At 52.4% G+C, this 17,937-nt stretch carries 17 protein-coding genes; 11 read left to right on the forward strand and 6 right to left on the reverse strand.

Annotation, left to right across the window (positions count from 1 at the left end; translation table 11 throughout):
* The first annotated feature begins 201 nt into the window (after positions 1-201).
* The 3 genes from B1748_RS36975 (at position 202) to B1748_RS22490 (ending at position 3,420) form a co-directional block, all read left to right on the forward strand.
* On the forward strand, positions 202-747 hold the full coding sequence (locus tag B1748_RS36975) for a Gmad2 immunoglobulin-like domain-containing protein (protein ID WP_256975870.1): 546 nt from the start codon (positions 202-204) through the stop codon (positions 745-747).
* A gap of 292 nt (positions 748-1,039) precedes the next feature.
* Positions 1,040-1,525, forward strand: a complete 486-nt coding sequence (locus B1748_RS22485; protein WP_087570192.1) for a hypothetical protein — start codon at positions 1,040-1,042, stop codon at positions 1,523-1,525.
* Positions 1,526-1,536: 11 nt separating this feature from the next.
* Entirely contained in the window at positions 1,537-3,420 is a 1,884-nt protein-coding gene (locus B1748_RS22490) for a hypothetical protein (RefSeq protein ID WP_143810358.1), read from the forward strand.
* 3 nt (positions 3,421-3,423) lie between these two features.
* Here B1748_RS22490 and B1748_RS22495 read toward each other — a convergent pair whose 3' ends face one another.
* Positions 3,424-3,801, reverse strand: a complete 378-nt coding sequence (locus B1748_RS22495; protein WP_087570194.1) for a PH domain-containing protein — start codon at positions 3,799-3,801, stop codon at positions 3,424-3,426.
* Positions 3,802-3,994: 193 nt separating this feature from the next.
* On the opposite strand from B1748_RS22495, the gene B1748_RS22500 reads away from it, so the two are divergent.
* Positions 3,995-5,299: an FAD-binding protein gene (locus B1748_RS22500; RefSeq protein ID WP_087570195.1), complete on the forward strand. Its 1,305-nt coding sequence runs from the start codon at positions 3,995-3,997 to the stop codon at positions 5,297-5,299.
* On the opposite strand, the gene B1748_RS22505 is transcribed toward B1748_RS22500, so the two are convergent.
* Positions 5,254-6,417: an acyl-CoA dehydrogenase family protein gene (locus B1748_RS22505; protein WP_087570196.1), complete on the reverse strand. Its 1,164-nt coding sequence runs from the start codon at positions 6,415-6,417 to the stop codon at positions 5,254-5,256. The genes B1748_RS22500 and B1748_RS22505 overlap by 46 nt on opposite strands.
* A gap of 123 nt (positions 6,418-6,540) precedes the next feature.
* On the opposite strand from B1748_RS22505, the gene B1748_RS22510 reads away from it, so the two are divergent.
* The 4 genes from B1748_RS22510 (at position 6,541) to B1748_RS22525 (ending at position 11,055) form a co-directional block, all read left to right on the forward strand.
* Positions 6,541-7,113, forward strand: a complete 573-nt coding sequence (locus B1748_RS22510) for a GNAT family N-acetyltransferase (RefSeq protein ID WP_087570197.1) — start codon at positions 6,541-6,543, stop codon at positions 7,111-7,113.
* Positions 7,114-7,171: 58 nt separating this feature from the next.
* Positions 7,172-8,026: an SDR family NAD(P)-dependent oxidoreductase gene (locus B1748_RS22515; RefSeq protein ID WP_087570198.1), complete on the forward strand. Its 855-nt coding sequence runs from the start codon at positions 7,172-7,174 to the stop codon at positions 8,024-8,026.
* A complete protein-coding gene (locus tag B1748_RS22520) occupies positions 8,026-9,549 on the forward strand; it encodes an AMP-binding protein (RefSeq protein ID WP_087570199.1) in 1,524 nt (507 codons plus the stop codon). Before B1748_RS22515 ends, B1748_RS22520 begins: the two co-directional genes overlap by 1 nt.
* Before the next feature lie 111 nt (positions 9,550-9,660).
* Positions 9,661-11,055, forward strand: a complete 1,395-nt coding sequence (locus B1748_RS22525; RefSeq protein WP_373271295.1) for an MATE family efflux transporter — start codon at positions 9,661-9,663, stop codon at positions 11,053-11,055.
* 110 nt (positions 11,056-11,165) lie between these two features.
* Here the strand turns inward: B1748_RS22525 and B1748_RS22530 are convergent, their stop codons facing one another.
* Positions 11,166-11,696, reverse strand: a complete 531-nt coding sequence (locus tag B1748_RS22530) for a hypothetical protein (protein ID WP_087570200.1) — start codon at positions 11,694-11,696, stop codon at positions 11,166-11,168.
* Positions 11,697-11,856: 160 nt separating this feature from the next.
* Here B1748_RS22530 and B1748_RS22535 point away from each other — a divergent pair, with 160 nt between their 5' ends.
* On the forward strand, positions 11,857-13,158 hold the full coding sequence (locus tag B1748_RS22535; RefSeq protein ID WP_087570201.1) for a phytoene desaturase family protein: 1,302 nt from the start codon (positions 11,857-11,859) through the stop codon (positions 13,156-13,158).
* Positions 13,136-14,035: an RNA polymerase sigma factor SigJ gene (gene sigJ, locus B1748_RS22540; protein ID WP_087570202.1), complete on the forward strand. Its 900-nt coding sequence runs from the start codon at positions 13,136-13,138 to the stop codon at positions 14,033-14,035. Before B1748_RS22535 ends, sigJ begins: the two co-directional genes overlap by 23 nt.
* Before the next feature lie 107 nt (positions 14,036-14,142).
* Here the strand turns inward: sigJ and B1748_RS22545 are convergent, their stop codons facing one another.
* The gene (locus B1748_RS22545) at positions 14,143-14,736 is read right to left on the reverse strand and encodes an NAD(P)H-dependent oxidoreductase (RefSeq protein ID WP_087570203.1); all 594 of its coding nucleotides are present in this window, start codon (positions 14,734-14,736) and stop codon (positions 14,143-14,145) included.
* Between the two features lie 131 nt (positions 14,737-14,867).
* Here B1748_RS22545 and B1748_RS22550 point away from each other — a divergent pair, with 131 nt between their 5' ends.
* Complete coding sequence (locus B1748_RS22550; protein ID WP_087570204.1) at positions 14,868-15,908, forward strand: AraC family transcriptional regulator; 1,041 nt, start codon at positions 14,868-14,870, stop codon at positions 15,906-15,908.
* A gap of 132 nt (positions 15,909-16,040) precedes the next feature.
* On the opposite strand, the gene B1748_RS22555 is transcribed toward B1748_RS22550, so the two are convergent.
* On the reverse strand, positions 16,041-17,015 hold the full coding sequence (locus B1748_RS22555) for a glycoside hydrolase family 43 protein (RefSeq protein WP_373271296.1): 975 nt from the start codon (positions 17,013-17,015) through the stop codon (positions 16,041-16,043).
* 295 nt (positions 17,016-17,310) lie between these two features.
* A complete protein-coding gene (locus tag B1748_RS22560; RefSeq protein ID WP_087570206.1) occupies positions 17,311-17,856 on the reverse strand; it encodes an RDD family protein in 546 nt (181 codons plus the stop codon).
* Between the last annotated feature and the right edge of the window lie 81 nt (positions 17,857-17,937).

Raw genomic sequence — 17,937 nt, forward strand, 5'->3', positions numbered from 1 at the left:
GCAAGGGCGAGTATTTGCTTTGTTTGTATGCGATTTTGCCCAGCGCCTTCTCTATCGCCGAAGATTCGTCATTCATGGATTCACTATTCTTCTGCATAAGATGGAATAAATCCCGCTGAGGGAATTGAGGAGAAGAGAGGTGCAAGTTTGTTTAAAAATGCGAAAGGATTCATAATAGGCTTGGTCATGGGAGGATTGCTCATGACGGCGCTGCCTTCGATGGCGGCGACGCAGAAGACGACGTATTCTTTGACGGAAGCATCGTATCCGGTATTCGTAAATAATGTGGCTTATACGGATGGAAAATTGCCCATGCTGAATTATCAGGGAAGTACGTATGTGCCCCTTCGGTCCGTAGGCGATCTGTTGGGGGCATCGGTTGCTTGGGATGATGCTTTAAGGCGAGTCCATATCACTGCAAGCGAGGATATGCGCCCATGCAACAATGCATTTTGCAATGTCAGCGTCAACGGTTCTAATGGCAGATATATCGTATCGGGAACTGCGCGGGTATTCGAAGCAGTCATGAATTATGCCGTCGAGGACGGGCATAATTATTTGCTGGAACAATTCCATACTCTTGCGGAAGGGGCTCCGGCATGGTCACCGTTCGCGATTGAACTCGAAATTCCGGAATCTGGGCAGCCCGTTAACGGCACGCTGACGCTGGAGTTGTTCGAATACAGCGCGAAGGACGGCTCGCGAATTAACGTCATGTCCATTCCGCTGGAAACTTTCGGCTCTTAAGACGAGATAACGGCTGCGAATTGCGAAGCAATCCGAAGGACGTTTGAGCCACATGGGGGATTGTCCGATTAGCTTTCGGCAAACAGACGATAACGTCGCTGAAACAGGTTTCTGCGAAAAAGCCGGAAATGGCGGTGCGGGGAAAGTTTCTCTAGCAGCGCCATTTCTATTTTTAAAGTGATCTTTTTTCCCAGATAGCCATAATTCAGAAATCGCCTATAGAAAGGCAACTTTTCTGAACAACATGCGTTTCTAATTATAGGGTAATATGTAAGCATAGCGGAGGTATAACGTGAGCAAACGAACAAGTTTAGGGATTAAAATTGTCATTTTCGCGATTGGCATCGGTACAGCTGCCTACTTTTTCTTCCAGACGATAGGCTGGTTTTGGAATCCGCCACTCCTGAAAAATAACACAGAAGCTTTTTTAGAGCAGATTCGCAAGCAAGATTTTAATGAGGCGATGAATCGGTTCGAGGATTCCACCGCCAACAACAGTTGGCCGAATGACATGCGGGAATTATTCGAAAAACAAGATTTCAAGCTGCTGACATTCGATGGGATCAGAGCCGAATTCGACGATGGCAGCTACAGCACCGGACATGCGGAGTTAACGTTCGAGATTGACAGCCGTCCGATTCGGACGGAGGTTATCCTAACATTCGGAAACAGGGGCAAGCTAAAACAGTTGTGCGCGATTACCCCACCGGGCGTCCAGCAAAGCGAGCTTCCGGAGCTCGAGGAGTGGAATCGGCTTATGTGCGGAGGTTCCTTTTAGTGGGAGGGACAGTGGCATATAGTCGTTTAATTGTGCTGGTGTTGTTGTTTGAGGTGTTTATTACGGCTTTGATCGTGGCGGGTTATTATTACGGCTTTTCTGTTTATCCCTATGTTTCCTCGTCCTCATCGGTTAATCTCATTGGAGGCGGGGCATCAGGCTGGGAAACCCGGTCGGAAAGCTTCCATGCCACATTGCCGCTATATATGCCGTCGCTGCAGGACTTGAAGGCGGGATATACATCGCTTCAGAGAGGTGAGCCACTGTGGGGAGCGGCAAGCGTGCTCGTTTCGGCAGCGGTATTGGTCCTTCAGAGCTTTGTAAGGGGCATGTTTCTGGGAGGAGTGAGAGGATGGGTTGTCGATCGAAGGGTTGCGCCGTTTTGGGCAAACGGACGCCGCTATTTTAGCGAAATGCTGGCGTGGTCGATTATTCAGTTTTTGGCGGGAGTCCTTATGCTCTTTTTATCGGCGGTATTTTTCCCGCTAGGACTTCTTTTACTCGTGGTCATGATGATTTATTCCATAACGCCCTACTTCATGGTACTGCAAGACGTGACGTTAGGCGACGCTCTTGCGAAAGCGCCCGGCATGTTCCGCCGTTATTTCGGCGCGATGCTCCCGCTAGCTTTGATCGCCATGTTGTGCACGTTCGCGATCAGTTTGACGAGAATGATGCCGGCTCCGTATGGTTACGCCGTCCCGCTGCTTCTCCATTCCAGCATAGGCACGCTGCTAATCGTGGCTCTCATGTTTACCTTGGCATCCAATCTCAAGAAAGACGGCGACTCAATCCCCAAACTGCAGCCCGTCGTCACTTCGCATAACCGCCTCATCGCCATTATCCATGTCCTCCTTATTCCGACATTGGTTGCAGGAGGCGTGTATGCCTCGTCGGGGAAACATCTGACTCTGTTCGATTCGGCACGGAAGCCGACTTATGAAGGCATCATGAGCCGTTCAAACTTCTCGGATGTCTACTATGCTTCCGAACAACGTTACACCGCATACGAATGGCGTTCAGAAGATTACAAATTGGATATGAAGCTGCCGGAACTGGGGAATGAAAGACAGCCAGACGAGTTTCGGGGTATTGCCGACATCGCATGGGAAATAGATGAAGAGGTACGAACGACGAGCGGAAATACTACGAGTATCTGGGTAGAGCCGATGAAGCGCAAGAGTCGGATCTTGTATCGGCTTGTCCGTCATGGCTCGAACGACGGGAGCGTTTATTATTCCAGCGATAACGGTTATGCTGCGATTCTTCCAGGAGACGAGAAGCCGCGCGAACCGCTATTCGTACGAATTTTCGTCGACGGAAACGGCGAAAACGTGTTCGTCTTGAAATATTCGGCCCGTCTGGAATCATCTGCATTAAACCGTGTATCGGCGGACGGCAGGTTCCTCATACCGGGCACTAGTCCGTTGAATCCGATGGACGTTCATTCCTATTGGTTCGCCAAACATCATGAACCGGATGCCATATTCGACATGCTGGCAGCGAAAAACCTGGAAAGTTATATGCCGACGTTGAACAGAAGTCAAATCGCGCTTGCGGTTGCCCTGCAGGAAGGGGACGGAAGGATGGTTGTCGATCTGCTCGACATGCTGCGAAACCATGAGATACATGTGAAAAGCCCTGATTGGGACGAGGAGGAGTGGACGGAGCAATTGCGAGACCTCTATAAAGGGACTGAAGTGGGGATGCTGCTTCAATACCTGACGAAGGCGGGAGAACAATTCGGGTACGCCGAGCTGCAAGATTCCGAATCCAGCAACGAAGCAGTCGACGTATTCCGAATGGACGTTCCGTTTCCTAACGGAAATATTCTCATTACCTACTCGCTGTCCAAAGAAGATGGACTATTGAAGTCCGTATCCCTTTACGAATAGCAATTATTTCAATACGTATTCCGCAAGCACGCTTTGCAATTCGTAGATATTCAGGCTTTTATTAAATTTTTTCTGAACGGGCAACGCCGAGCCGGAAATCCAGATTTTCAGCTCGGCGTCCATGTCGAACGTGCCCGCGGTCTCGATGCTAAAATGCGTTATATTTTTATAAGGATAAGAGTGAATCTCGACCTTCTTGCCTGAGAGTCCTTGCTTATCGACCAGGATGAGCCGCTTATCCGTAAAGACGAACAAATCCCGAATGAGCTTATAGGCTTTTTCGAACCTCTCCGACTTGCTCAGAATATGACCAAATTCCTTCTGAACCTCTTCCATCTTTAGCTCCGAGGCGTTGCCCATTAAACCGTCGAACAATCCCATGCGATAATCCCCCTTGCAGTTTTGAATGATAAAAGACTAAGCCTATTTTACCACGTTTTAGCAAATACTGGGCAATCATTGTTCGGTATCCTGGCAACTCGATAAAGACAAGAATTCCGTTCTGCGATAAACTGAATAAGAACTTTATTGAATAAATTTTAGTGAAATAAAGACGCCAAAGGAGCGAAGCAGCTTGAGATACGAACGGAATTGGGCAGGCAATTACATGTACCAAGCCAAGGAATGTCATGTGCCGGGGACGGCCGAAGAGGTGCGCGAGTTAGTGGGCCGACTGGATCAAATAAAGGTGCTTGGCTCCAGACATTCCTTCAACGCCATCGCGGATACGGACGCGGCACATGTGTCACTGGAGAGGTTAAATGGCGTCGTTGAGCTGGATCGTGTCCAACATCGAGTAACCGTCGAGGGCGGCATCCGCTACGGCGAGCTGTGCGGTTATTTGCATGAGAATGGTTATGCGCTTCACAATTTGGCTTCTCTGCCGCATATTACGATTGCGGGAGCTTGCGCGACGGCGACGCACGGCTCCGGGGATCGCAACGGCAATCTGGCAACAGTGGTCTATGGCATCGAGCTGGCTACAGGTTATGGGAAACTGATCACTCTGACCAGGGATGACGAGGATGGTCTGTTCGCGGGAGCAATCGTTGGTCTTGGAGCGCTGGGTGTCGTGACAAAGCTGACGCTGGATCTCGTGCCAGCCTTCGAAATAAAGCAACATGTCTACGAGGGTTTGCCGCTCTCCAAGCTTGCGGACTGCTTTGAGGACCTATTCGCTTCCGGATACAGCGTCAGCCTGTTTACGGATTGGAAGTCTTCGTCCTTCCACCAAGTGTGGAGGAAGTCCGTTGTAAAGCCAGGCGATGAGCCAACGGGGGGAGATCCCATTAGCTGTTACGGAGCCTTGTTATCCGATGTCAATCTCCATCCAGTGCCGGGCTATGCGGCGGACAATTGCAGCGATCAACGCGGCATCGTAGGACCTTGGCATGAGAGGCTGGCCCACTTCCGCATGGACTTCACGCCAAGCGCGGGCGAGGAGCTGCAGAGCGAATATTTTGTGGCGCGCAAGGATGCCTACGCTGCTCTCGAGGCGCTGGATGGCCTGCGCGATCTCATCTCTCCGCTTCTGTTCGTAACGGAGGTGCGAACGATTGCAAGCGATAACCTGTGGTTAAGTCCGTGCTTCGGACAAGACTCCGTTGGCATCCACTTTACATGGAAGCCGGATTGGGAGGGAGTCAGCGCGGCGTTGCCGATCATTGAAGCCGGTCTTGAGCCGTTCGGCGCGCGTCCGCATTGGGGCAAGCTCTTCGCCATGGAGCCGGCCAAGCTGCAAGCCCTCTATCCGAAGCTGCCGGCCTTTAGGGAGCTGGTGCAGAAGTTCGATCCCGAGCGGAAATTCCGGAACGGATTTTTGGAGCGGTATATTTACGATGAAACGCCGTCGGAAAGGGCGGAGGATGCCAGATTCTGAATGACCGTGCCGTCCATGGGCGGATTATGCAGTCCTGCCCGCACGTCCCTGTAGTAACGTTCCAACGGCAGGCTGCGAGAGAGACTGGTGCCCCCGACAATCCGCATGGCAAGATCCACGACGCGAATCGCGTTGTTGGTCGTGACATGTTTCGCGAGACCAAGCTCGGACTTCAAAGCGGAACGATTGTCCGGTTCCTTGTCCCATCGGTCCGCGGCAGCGAACAGGATGGTACGCGCAGAACGCAGCGCCAGCTCCATCTCGCCGATGGAAGCTTGAACGGCCGGGAAGGAAGCGATCGGCTTGTCCGTATAGTTCGGTTGATAGGTGCGGGCGAATTCCAGCGCGTAATCTCTGGCGGCAAGCGCAATGCCCATATAACATGCCGGTATATGCAGCAGCCAGCCGGACCCGTCGTCGATGCCGCCGCCCGCGATGCGATGCTCCGATGGAACGAACGCGCCGTCCAATATGACATCGTTACTGCCTGTCGCCCGCATCCCTAACGAATTCCAGGTCTCTACCAGCGTTACGTTTTCCGACTTCATGACTAGAAATTCGCTGACGGCAGCTTCTTCCGGAATAAAGGCGGATACGACGAATCGGTCCAGAATCGGCGACAAAGTGCTAAACGTCTTGCGGCCCGTCAACCGCCAGCCGCCATCCGAACGGACGGCGATTGTCTCCGGCCTGCCGCCGCGGCTGGGGCTTCCCGTCGAGGCTTCGCTTGCGAACGTGTTGATCATCGTGCCGTCCCGAACGACGGAGCGGCATAATTCCGCGAACAATTTTTGCTGCCACTTGCCCGATTCCCGGTAGTGGAACATTTGCCCGACATGCCAGCCTACTGCGAGAGCCGTGGAGCCATCGCCGTAAGCCAGGCGCTCCTGCAGCAGGACTAGACCATGCAAGTCGATGCCGTCGCCGCCGTATTCCGCCGGGACAGTCAGCTTTAGATAACCGACTTCCCGCAGGTCGGCGAAGTTATCGAATGGGAAGGAGCCCTCCTCATCATGCCGGGCCGCACGTTCCGCGAATTTCGCAGCCAAACGCTCGACTTTCTCCACACGTAAACGTTCTTCTTCATTGCGCACAAATTGATCTATATAACGAGACATTACGTCCACTCTCCTTCATCCCGCACTTGATGTAACTATAATGATACACCTTATTCAAGCTTCGGACTATAAGGACTCTTTATACATCAACCTATTGAATCGAATACTAAGGAGGCTGCGGCTATGCAAATAAAAGACGTATTTGGAAAGCTTCCCTTACTAGAGACGGAGCGGACGAAGCTTCGTCCTGTCACTTTACAGGATGTTGAAGATATGTACCGCTATTGCTCGGACGAAGCCGTTTCCGAATACACGACCTGGTATCCCCATGGGACGCTCGATGACACGCTCGGCTTTATCCGCCATCTGGAGCGCAAATACGATAGCGGCGAAGTTGCGCCGTGGGGTATCGTGGACAAGGAAGAAAATCGATTAATCGGTACTTGCGGCTTCGTGCATTGGGACCCCGTTCACCGTAGAGCTGAACTGGGATATGCGTTGTCCCGGCGCTATTGGGGTAAGGGATACATGACAGAGGTCGCGGCCGCAATCATTCAATTCGGTTTTACGGAGATGGACCTTATCCGTCTCGAGGCAAGATGTCTCGTACCTAACATTGGCTCGGCCAGGGTGATGGAGAAGACGGGCATGACTTACGAAGGAACGTTGCGCAAGGTTGTGTTGAACAAGGGCGTTCATTGCGACTTAAAGGTTTACTCGATAGTCAAAGGTGAAGACGGCTCGAAGCGACTATAAAAATCTATTCGACGGTCAATGATTCGGATAGTACGAAGACGGAAGGGGGGCGAACAACATGAAGAGCTACAGCGTACTGGAGCGAATTTTGTTCCCCCGTACTCGATTGAGCGAGATGAAACTAAAGGAGGCGCTGAGTGGCAAAACGGTTCTAATTACCGGCGCCAGCTCCGGCATAGGGGAACAGCTTGCTTATCTGGCAGGCAGATGTGGAGGAAGTCTCATTCTTACGGCAAGACGAGAGGAGAAACTGCTGGCGGTCAAGAGGTCGATCGAAGAGGAGGCGGAGAGAGCGAAAGTGTCGATTTTTAGCGCGGATCTTCGGGATGCGGCGCAGCTGGAGGCGCTGCATGCTTTTATTCGGGAACTTCCGAACCAGCCGGATATCGTCGTGAGCAACGCGGGCTTATCGATCCGCAGAGCCATCTTCGACTCACTCGATCGCGCTCATGACTTCGATCGTACGATCGCGATTAATTATACGTCGCCGCTTAGGCTTCTGCTAGGGCTTATTCCCAGTCTGCGAAGTAATGGCGGTCAAATCATCAATATCTCCACGATTAATATGTCCTTAATTCCATTCCCCCACTGGTCTGCGTACCAAGCGTCCAAAGCCGCCTTCGACACCTGGTTCCGTTCTGCCGCGCCGGAGCTGAATGCGGCAGGGATCGCCACGACGTCGGTCTATCTTCCGCTTGTTCGCACGCCCATGATCGCGCCGACCAAAGCTTACGAGAGCAGTCCGGCGATGAGCGCCGAACATGCCGCGCAGCTTATCGCAAGAGCCATTTACACGCGACAAAGAAGAATCAGGCCATGGTGGCTTCCTTTCGGTGAGCTTGCTTCCTTATGGGGCAGAGGGGCATGGGAGCGAGCGGCTCCTCTCCTATTGCGGAGAAGGGAGAGGCGGTAATGCGATTTCTGCTTCTGCTCGAGGTGATGTACAAGCTTCGGCTGCTTACGCCAGCTGGCCTGTGGCGTCTGTTGTCGGCGATTGGCAGGCATGGCATAAATGTGATGGCCCTGCTTAGAATTGCGGAGCGAACGCATGGAGACTCTCCAGCCATCGTGGATGACCGAGGCAGTGTCTCCTATCGCGAGCTGCTTACGAAGGCAAATCGGCTTGCTTCGCTTCTAACTTCCCGTCATGGAGTAAAACGTGGCATGAAGATTGGACTCATAGGGAGGAATAAGCTGGCATTAGTGCGCTCTATTTTTGCCGTCTCGGCAACCGGAGCGGATCTGTATATGATGAATGCAGAGCTGAGCCCGAGCCAATTAAAGGAATTGGCGGCTAACAACGAACTGGATCTTATTATATATGATGACATAAGGGCGCTCGACATAGAGACGCCGGAGCATAAAGGCTGGGCGATCGTCAGCTTGGCGTCATTGGATTGGCAATTGTTGACGGCAGGCGAGACGTCAAACCTTCCTCGCTCCTCATCCGGACGCATCATGCTGCTGACCGGCGGTACGACCGGGCGGCCGAAGGGCGTGGCGCATAAACCTTCCCTGTTGCATTATTTGCCACCGTTTGCCGCGCTTCTTAACAGACTGCCCCTGCTTGGTAGCCGTACCGTCTATATTGCGACGCCTATGGCCCACGGTTATGGGATCGCGAATTTGTTCCTGTTTGTCGCGCTTGGTTATAAGCTGATTCTGACGCCTCGATTCAAAGCCGAAGATGCTTGCGCCCTGATCCGCGAGCATGGTGTAGAGGTAACGATCGTCGTTCCCTTGATGGTGAAGCGGATGCTCGGGCATGATTCCGGAGCTTTGGCATCGCTACGCTGCATCGTATCAGGAGGAGCTGCGCTGAGCGGCAATCTGGCAATGGAGACTATGAACACGCTGGGCGAGGTGTTATTTAACCTTTACGGAACAACAGAGGGAGGACTCACTACAATTGCGACGCCGCGGGATATGCGAAGGATACCGGGAACCATAGGCAAAGCCATTAGAGGCGTCCCGCTGTATGTGCTGAGCGAGTCAGGACGCTTGGCTCGGGCTGGCGAAGTCGGACGGCTGTGCATAAGAAGACGGAAAGGATTGCCGGGACAACGCGCCTCCTGGATCGAGACGGGGGATGTCGGCGTCAGGGAAAGCAGCGGGTTGTACCGGCTGTTGGGCAGAATCGACGACATGATCGTATCCGGAGGAGAAAACGTCTTTCCCGCTGAAGTTGAAGGGATTTTGCGACAGCATCCCGACGTGGAAGACGCAATCGTTATCGGGGTAGATGATCATACGTTCGGTCAACGGCTTGCCGCATATGTAGAGCTGAAAAAGCAAGCGGTTCTGTCGGAAGAGTCGCTGATGATATGGCTTCGGCCGCGTATGGCCAGATACCAGTTGCCCAGGTCCATCGTCATAATGGATGAGCTGCCATATACGCCGATTGGCAAGCCGGATCTTGGTGCGCTCAAGAACTGAAATTTTATTTCGAAAAGCGGCCGAAAGTCTGCTTTATTTGTTATACTGGGAAGGCTGGAGGCGACGATGTCGTTACTCCCGCTATCGTAACAGAAAAGAAGTGATGATGCCGTGCACGGCTTGACAACGAGACTGCGCAATCGAAGCGTGGCGCTATTGAATCGTTTTTTTACCGGTAGTTCTATGGATTACAAACAAATTTTCGCCATTATTATTCCCATCTTCGTGGATTCCGCGTTTATCGTATTGATGGCGATTATGAATACGGCCATGATCAGTTCCTCGGGGGTTGCGGCGGTGAGCGCCGTCAGCATGGTCGACTCCATTAACATGTTCATTATCAATCTGTTCGTGGCCGTTGCGACGGGAGGGACGGTCATAGTCGCGCAATACAAGGGCAGCGGCAATGACGCGATGGTGTCGAAGGCAGCCTCCCAATCGGTATCGACCGTGGCCTTGCTGTCGATCGTGCTCTGCGTGGTCATGATCGTCTTTCATGGCTCGGTGATTGAAATGCTCTTCGGGAGCGCAGAGGCAGACGTCCTGCAAAATGCGAAGATCTTTCTGATAGGGAGCTGCATCTCGTATCCGTTCCTCGCCATTTATCAGGCGGTGACCGGCGCCCTGCGCGGTGTCGCGGAGACGAAAGCATGCCTGATGTTATCGGTAATCATGAATCTCTCTTATTTCCTGCTCAATCTCGTGCTGGTTAAAGGGTTTGATCTGGGCGTAGTCGGGCTTTCCATCTCGCTAATTGCCGCACGTGTGTTGGGGATGGTCGTCTCGATTATCTACCTGCTTCGTTATAACCAGACATTGCGCTTCAAACTGAAACATCTGTTGCAAACGAACTGGTCGCTTCTTCGCAAGATTATGTACATCGGCGTGCCCTTTGCGCTGGAGCAGATGTTCTTTAATGGCGGCAAGCTGCTGACGCAGACGTTTATCGTCCAGCTCGGCACGCTGGCCATTACGGTCAACGCGATTGCGAATTCGCTGTCCATGCTGTTCCAGATTGGGGGCATGGCGCTCGGAGCGGCTATCGTTACCGTCGTCGGACAATCCATAGGACGCAAAAATATGGACGACGCAAGAAAGTTTATTTCCTCTTTTCTTGGCTTGTCCAACGTATTTTTCGTGGTGATTACGATCATCCTGCTGGCGATCTTCCCGCTTCTCGTTCATCTGTACGCACCGCCGGAGGAGATTGTGCCGGATATATTCGCACTTATCGTCTTAATTTCCGTCTCGCAGCCGTTGCTGTGGTCGATTAGCTTCATCTTGCCTTCGGCGCTTCGGGCCGCGGGCGATTCGAAGTTTACGTCCATATCGTCGCTGCTGACGATGTGGCTGCTCCGCATTATTTTGGGCTATGTGCTTGGCATTACGCTCGGGTTCGGATTAATGGGCGTATGGGTCGCGATGGTTGCCGAATGGGGCGTGCGCGGGGCTGTGTTCTACTGGAGGTACAAAGGAGACAAGTGGTACAAGCATAAGTTGATTTAATAAAACAATCACATCGTGGCAAGAAAACGCAGCCCTATATCTTGTCTAAACAGCGAGCGACCGACTAGCGAATCGTTCCGTTTATCAAGAAGGGGCTGCTTTACTTGGATTTATACCGAGAAGTAACGAATAAGACCGAGAACTGCGAAAGCAAACAGCACAGTTCCGCTGCAAATGCCAGCAATCGCGCTGCGGGCGACTCCCAGCTTGGGTGCGACGAATACCGATAAAATGGATGCAGCCGTCAGCAAGGCGGCAAGCACGTAAAGGCTGGCATCCTCGAACACCGGAGCAAGCCCGATAAAATGAATACCGACGATAAAGGCGATTAACGGCGCCACGAAATCGGACAGCTTCTTGCGAATGAGAAGCAAAGCCCCTATGCCCGCGATAATAAACTCGGCGTACACGGTTATGAGATAAACACGGAACGAGCTTGCTTCGTTTAATGCGGATGCCTCATCCCAGTTCGTAATGCTGAGATAAACGCCTAGTAAACAAACGAGGAGTGCCAGTCCCGAAGCGATTCCCAAATAAAGACGCCATGAATTGCGAGGTCTTTCCTGTGCCCAGCCGAACCAACTGAAGCTGAACATGCCGAAAATGGCTGCGTACATGGCATAATCCCGAATATAGTCCATTATTCTCCTCCCATTTGGCATAATTAGGTTCACTATAGCACAGCAGGACTGCGGAAGGATATGGAAATGCGAACATGCTGGTTTATTTTTTTCGGATAGAGATGTCACAAATCAATCGACCTCCCCGTCATATTGGCAAATACGCGAAAGGGTGATGGGGATGGAAAGGTATGACGTGGCGATCGTGGGCGGAGGTATTGCTGGATTAACGGCCGCGGTTCTGGCCAGCAAGGCTGGCAAACGAGTTGTTGTCATCGAGAAGCAGAACCGGCTTGGCGGCAGGGCGATGACGAATCGGAAGGAAGGAGCTTATTTCAACCTGGGAGGCCATGCTTTATACAAAGGCGATGCCTACGAGACGTTCCGGGAGTTCGGATGTTCGTTGCAGGGAGGGGAGCCGTCCATTGACGCCTTCGGCATATGGAACGGGAAGCTCAGCGTGCTGCCTACCAGCGTTTCTTCGCTGCTGGCGTCGCCGCTGTTGTCTTGGAGGGGCAAGCTGGAGTTCGCGAGTTGGCTGATGAAATTTCCGAAGATGGATACCCGGAATTACGATGGAATCAGCTTAAGAGATTGGATTGAAGGAAATATCAAAGACCCTATGGTGCGGCATGTGTTCTATTCGCTTCTGCGTACGGCGAGTTATGGGATGGCGCCCGATCTGCAAGCGGCGGGTCCGGTGCTGCGAGGGCTTGCCAGCGCCATGCAAGGCGTTATTTATCTGGATGAAGGCTGGGGGGCGCTTGTTCGGGAGCTGCAGGAGAAAGCTTCCCGAGAGGGAGCCTCGTTCTTGACCGGTACAAACGCGGCAAGCGTTTTGCATGAGCTAGGTGCCGTTACTGGCGTCGTGCTGGACGATGGGTCATCCATTAGCGCAGAACATGTCATTGTCGCGTCGTCGCCAGCCGTTGCGCATAAGCTCGTTCCTCAAGCCGACGCTACCGCACTGCGCGTATGGAAGGAACAATCCATCGAAATCACGTCCGCTTGCCTGGATGTTGCGCTGAGGAAGCTCCCGATGCCTAACCAGCAATTCGTCTATGGCATCGATAGGCCGATTTTCCTGACGAATCAGTCCCGTGCGGCCAGACTAAGCGATGATGGCGCCCAAGTCGTATGTCTCATTAAGTATCAAGGGGCGGGTTCGAATCCGGAGAAGGATCTGAAGGAGCTGGAGGAGACGCTTGATCTCGTGCAGCCGGGATGGCGAGGGGAGCTGGTCGCGAAACAATATTTGCCGAAAATAACAGTGTGCCATGATTTCCTCCATGTTCGCGGTCGAGTGCATCCGGGTCCGAACGTACCGGAGATCAGCGGATTATATGTGGCAGGCGAATGGGCGTCCCATGGCGAATTGTTGGTAGACGCCGCCACGGCCAGCGCGAAAAGGGCCGTCCGGCATATGCTGGGGAGCGGCATCGGGGAGGGCAACTCAAGAAATGGACATCGAGTCGTTATATAAGGAACATCGAGCGGAGCTGTTCGCGTTGTCGTACCGCATGTTGGGGAGCGTTATGGATGCGGAGGATATCGTACAGGAAACCTTTATTGCGTACGGACAATCTTTAAGCGTCGAGCCGGTTCGGAACGTACGGGCTTATCTATATCGAATCGCGACGAATCGCTGCCTGGATTTGCTTCGGTCCTCGGCGAAGAAGCGGGAGCTCTATGTCGGGCCATGGCTGCCGGAGCCGCTGCTCGGAGACTTCAACGGCGGTGCAACAGGCGGCGAAGATCCCGCGCTGGCTTACGAGCGTAGCGAATCGATGTCCACGGCGTATCTCATGCTGCTGCAGCAGCTGAACGCGGTAGAGCGAGCCATATTTTTGCTCCGGGAGCTGTATCAATATTCTTATGAGGACATTTCGGAGATCGTCGGCAAGCATGCAGCGAATTGTCGGCAAATTTATCATCGGGCGCATAAGAGCATTCGCGACAGCAAGGGTGAGCATCCAACTGCAGAAGTTGCGGAATCTCTTGTCAAGTCGTTCGTGCAGTCCGTTTTTAAGGGCGATCAGTCGCGAATTCTGGAACTGGTCAGCGACAACATCGTCTTTCTGTCAGATGGCGGCGGCAAGGTGCGGGCGGCTCAAGTGCCTGTGCGCGGCGCAAAGGCCGTTCTGTCCTTGCTGCAAAATCTGCTTGTCATGTATGACGCTACGTACCAATTCGATTATGTTTGGATGAACGGCACGCCGGGACTCCGTTTCGATTTCGACGACGGGAACCGATACATCTATTCTTTCGGCTTCCGGGACGGGGTTATCGATCATATTTATTGCATTTGCAACCCCGACAAGCTTGGCCATGTGCCTCCGTTAAACAACGGAAATCAGTAACGGTCTGTTTAGCTGTCGGCTGTTTCCCGAACACCTTTTCATCTACAAGGCGAGCTATCGCTCGCCGTGGCCAAATAATTGTGGTTAGGAAGCGGTTCAAAACCTGCTTAAGACATTTTTTCGCCGAGAGTTTTTGCCTTCTTAAGCCACTTGGCGCGCTGCTCGGGAGTGGATGGTTTGATTGGAGTAAGTTCTGTAATGCGGACAGGATTGATCCCGCAAAACTTCAATATGTTTTTTTTCATCACAATATGTCCCGCATTGCGATATACGAGCCGATTGTACCAGGATGGCGTATCCATCGTAACGAGCAAATGCGCAGTGCGGCCGACAAGCAGCTTATCCCAGAGAGCGGAGTTCTCGCGGTATTTGAAGGCGAAGCCAGGCAGGAAAACACGATCGATGAAGCCCTTCAGCAAGGCTGGCATGGCTCCCCACCAGGTTGGGTAGACGAATACCAGGTGATGAGCCCACCGGATCAGCTCCTGAGCGCGAATTAAGTCTGGCTCGAGCTCGGTGCGCTTACGGTAGCCGAAGGACAAATTAGGGTTGAAAGCAAGCTCGGCAAGATTTAGCCTGCGTACCTGCGCGCCGCTGCCAAGGGCGCCGGTTGCGTAAGCGTCGGCTAGCGCGGCATTAAAGCTGGCAGAATCGGGATGGCCGTTAATAATAAGAATGTTGGATTTGTTTGTTAGGGTCATGGGAAGTTACCTCCATCGATCATGGGATTCGTAATGCCAGATTCAGCATACGCCATTTGGAAGTGCATGTGGATGATGGATGGCGCAACCCGGATTGTGAATTTACGCAAGAGAAAGGAGGGGAGAGGCGCTTGAGCAGCGAAAAGGTAGCGATCACGATGGTATTTCCCATTTTAAAGACCATTGTGCACAAAGGATACGATCGCGAGCAATTCTGCGCATCGGTATCGCTTGACGACGAATTGCTGCGGGATCCGGAGGCGCGTATTCCTGCAGCCGAGCTGGAACGGCTTATGATTGCCGCCGCTATTTATACGGATGACGATCATTTTGGCTTGCGCCAGGGCGAGATTACGGATTTTGCGGATATGGGCATTCTCGGTTACGTAATGATGCACTCCCGCACGGTCGGCGAAGCGCTCGCCGCGTATAGGCGGTATAACGATATATTGTGCAGCGGCTTTCTAATGGACGTGGAGCCGTATGGTGACGAGGTCAGAATCGTCATACGGCTTCAGCATCCCGATAAAGACAAGATGTCCCGCCATTGCGTGGAGGATATGACTTGCTCCATATTTAAAATGATGGGCAAATTAAGCAATCGTTCCATAGCCCTTCAAGAGGTATCGTTCCAACATGCCCCACCGGCTGACGTCGATCCCTACCTGAGTGTGTTTGGTGTATCGCCGATGTTCGAACAACATGAGACATATCTTCGTTTTTCTGCTGAGGTACTCGGCTATCCAGTGATGTATTCCGACTCCAAGCTGTTGGAGCTGTTCGACAATATGGCACGGCAGACGCTTGAGCAGCTAGCACAGACGGAGAGTCACGGGATGGGGGAACGGGTGACAGCTTGGATGAAGGCATGTCTGCCCGCCGAGTTTCCAACCGTCGTGCAGACGGCGGAGGCGCTTGGCGTTAGCGTGCGAACGCTCCAGCATAAGCTCCAACTGGAGGGGACGTCGTACAATGATTTGTCCATCGGGGTTCGCAAAGAGCTGGCCAAAGGTTATCTGGAGAAGCGAGGTGTTTCGGTCGGCGATATCGCTTATGCCTTGCACTTCTCGGAGCCAAGCGCGTTCCAAAGCGCCTTTAAACGATGGACGGGGCAGACGCCGGGGCAATACCGGGAACAGGCATGGCGGGAGGGAGCGGAGCAAAGCGGGTAGTGCTGGTTGCTTGAATGAATGGTCGTATCGTTACCCAAGCCATGATGATCTGTCGATTGGGGCTGTCCCAAAAAAGTCGCAAATTGGCTTTTGGGATAGCCCCTTCGGCAGAGCCAGACGTCACCGTAATAGTTAAACCTCGTAAGGGTCGATCGTTCGAATCGTGCCGTCTTCGTTGTAATGGAGCTCGGTAAATTTGACGCTTCGTTTGTTATCCGCGCCGCCTGAGAGCGAGCTGTCGTGGTAGAACAGATACCAACGTTCCTTGAACTGCACGATGGAATGATGGGTCGTCCAGCCGATAACCGGCGTCAATATCCGGCCTCTATAATGGTAGGGGCCTTCGGGATTCGTGCTGGTCGCGTAGACAATGTAATGGGTAGAGCCCGTCGAATAGGATAAGTAATAAAGTCCATTGTACTTGTGCACCCATGGCCCTTCGAAGTAGCGCCGCTCCTCGTCTCCCGCAAGAATAGGCCGTCCGTTCTCGTCCACGATGGCAATTTCCATGGTAGCACTGGCGAAACCCAGCATATCGTCTGACAGCCTTGCCACGCGTGGACCCAGAGCCGGTTCCGTCGGGTCAGGGCCTTCGGCGTCTGGCAGGAACTTGCCGGTCTGCCACTTTTCCAACTGTCCTCCCCACAATCCGCCGAAATACATATAAGCTTTATCGTCTTCGTCCACAAGAACGGCGGGATCGATGCTGAAGCTGCCCGGGATGTAGTCCGCTTCGGGCTCGAACGGACCAGTCGGCGACTTGCCGGTAGCAACGCCGATACGGAAGATGCCCTGCCCGTCACGCGCCGGGAAAAACAAATAATACGTATCGTTTTTGAAGGCGGCGTCCGGCGCCCATAGCTGCTGCTTGGCCCATGGAATATCGCGCAGATGGAGCGCTTCCCCATGATCAACGCAAGGTGCGTCCGGATCTTCCATGGAGAGAACATGGTAGTCTTCCATATCGTATTGATCGCCGTTGTCGTTGGAGGTTTTCTCATGATCGAGGTCGTGCGATGGGTAGATATACAGTTTGCCTTCAAAGACATGCGCGGAAGGGTCCGCTGTATAGATATGAGTCACCAAGGGTTCGTTGCGTTTAGCCATCATAGTTCCTCCTTGAGCGTTGAGTGAATGCTCCTTCCATTTTATCCGAAAAGAAAGCCGCATGAACCCTTAGAAACTATGGCTTTTGTTATAGAAAGTTTAGGTCGTGTCTGAAAACCCGCTCAGGGGCATCTTTCACCGCCTTTCCGCCCCCTGCTTCGTCACTTTTGCTTGACGTACCCTTAGGTAACGTCTTCACAAAAGTTCCTTGCATGGAACGAAAATTCGGCAAAATCTGCTCCCCTCGGAGTATTCAGACACGCCCTAGTTCTTCCTACTGATATACTGTTATTTCTTATATCATGCCGTAAACCGCGATGCCTAGCAGCAGAACGACGATAAAAGGGGTCAGTAGCATTCGGAAAATGCCGATTTTTCCATGTATGACTTGAAGCCCTAACTCCTGATCCCACGATGTTATTCCTTCTTTTTTTAATCTCCGATAGCCAATAATGTTCGCGATGATTTCCAGTATGCCCACGCCAAGCCCTATTCCCCTCAACCAGACAAGTCGGGCTCTCTTAAAGGCCAGTGATTTGGGCATTCTTGTTCCGTCGGCATCCAGAACTTTAATGTTCAATAGTTTTTTGCCAGGCGTTGTCCCCCAAAAGTACATGTACAGGGCATCCAGAAAAACGAAGGCAACCAATAGGATGAAACCTAGAAGATTGTCATTGATTTGGAGAAAGCTATCAAAATCAATTAATATCCAAACAATAGAAATTAAAATCGCATGACTTAAATAATCGAAGTATCTCGCCCAGAAGCGAATCCAAGGTTTTGTCGGTTGTTGGGGCGCGAGGGGGGCTGGTTCTTGTTCTAGTTCTTGTTCTTGTGCCATTGAGTTGTGCTCCTTAGTCAGAGATAGCGTGAGATTCGCCTGGTACGAATGCTGGATATAATTCCAGAACCTTCTAGTTGA

Origin of the sequence: Paenibacillus sp. MY03, assembly GCF_002165585.1 — a bacterium.
In the GTDB taxonomy this organism is placed as follows: domain Bacteria; phylum Bacillota; class Bacilli; order Paenibacillales; family Paenibacillaceae; genus Pristimantibacillus; species Pristimantibacillus agaridevorans.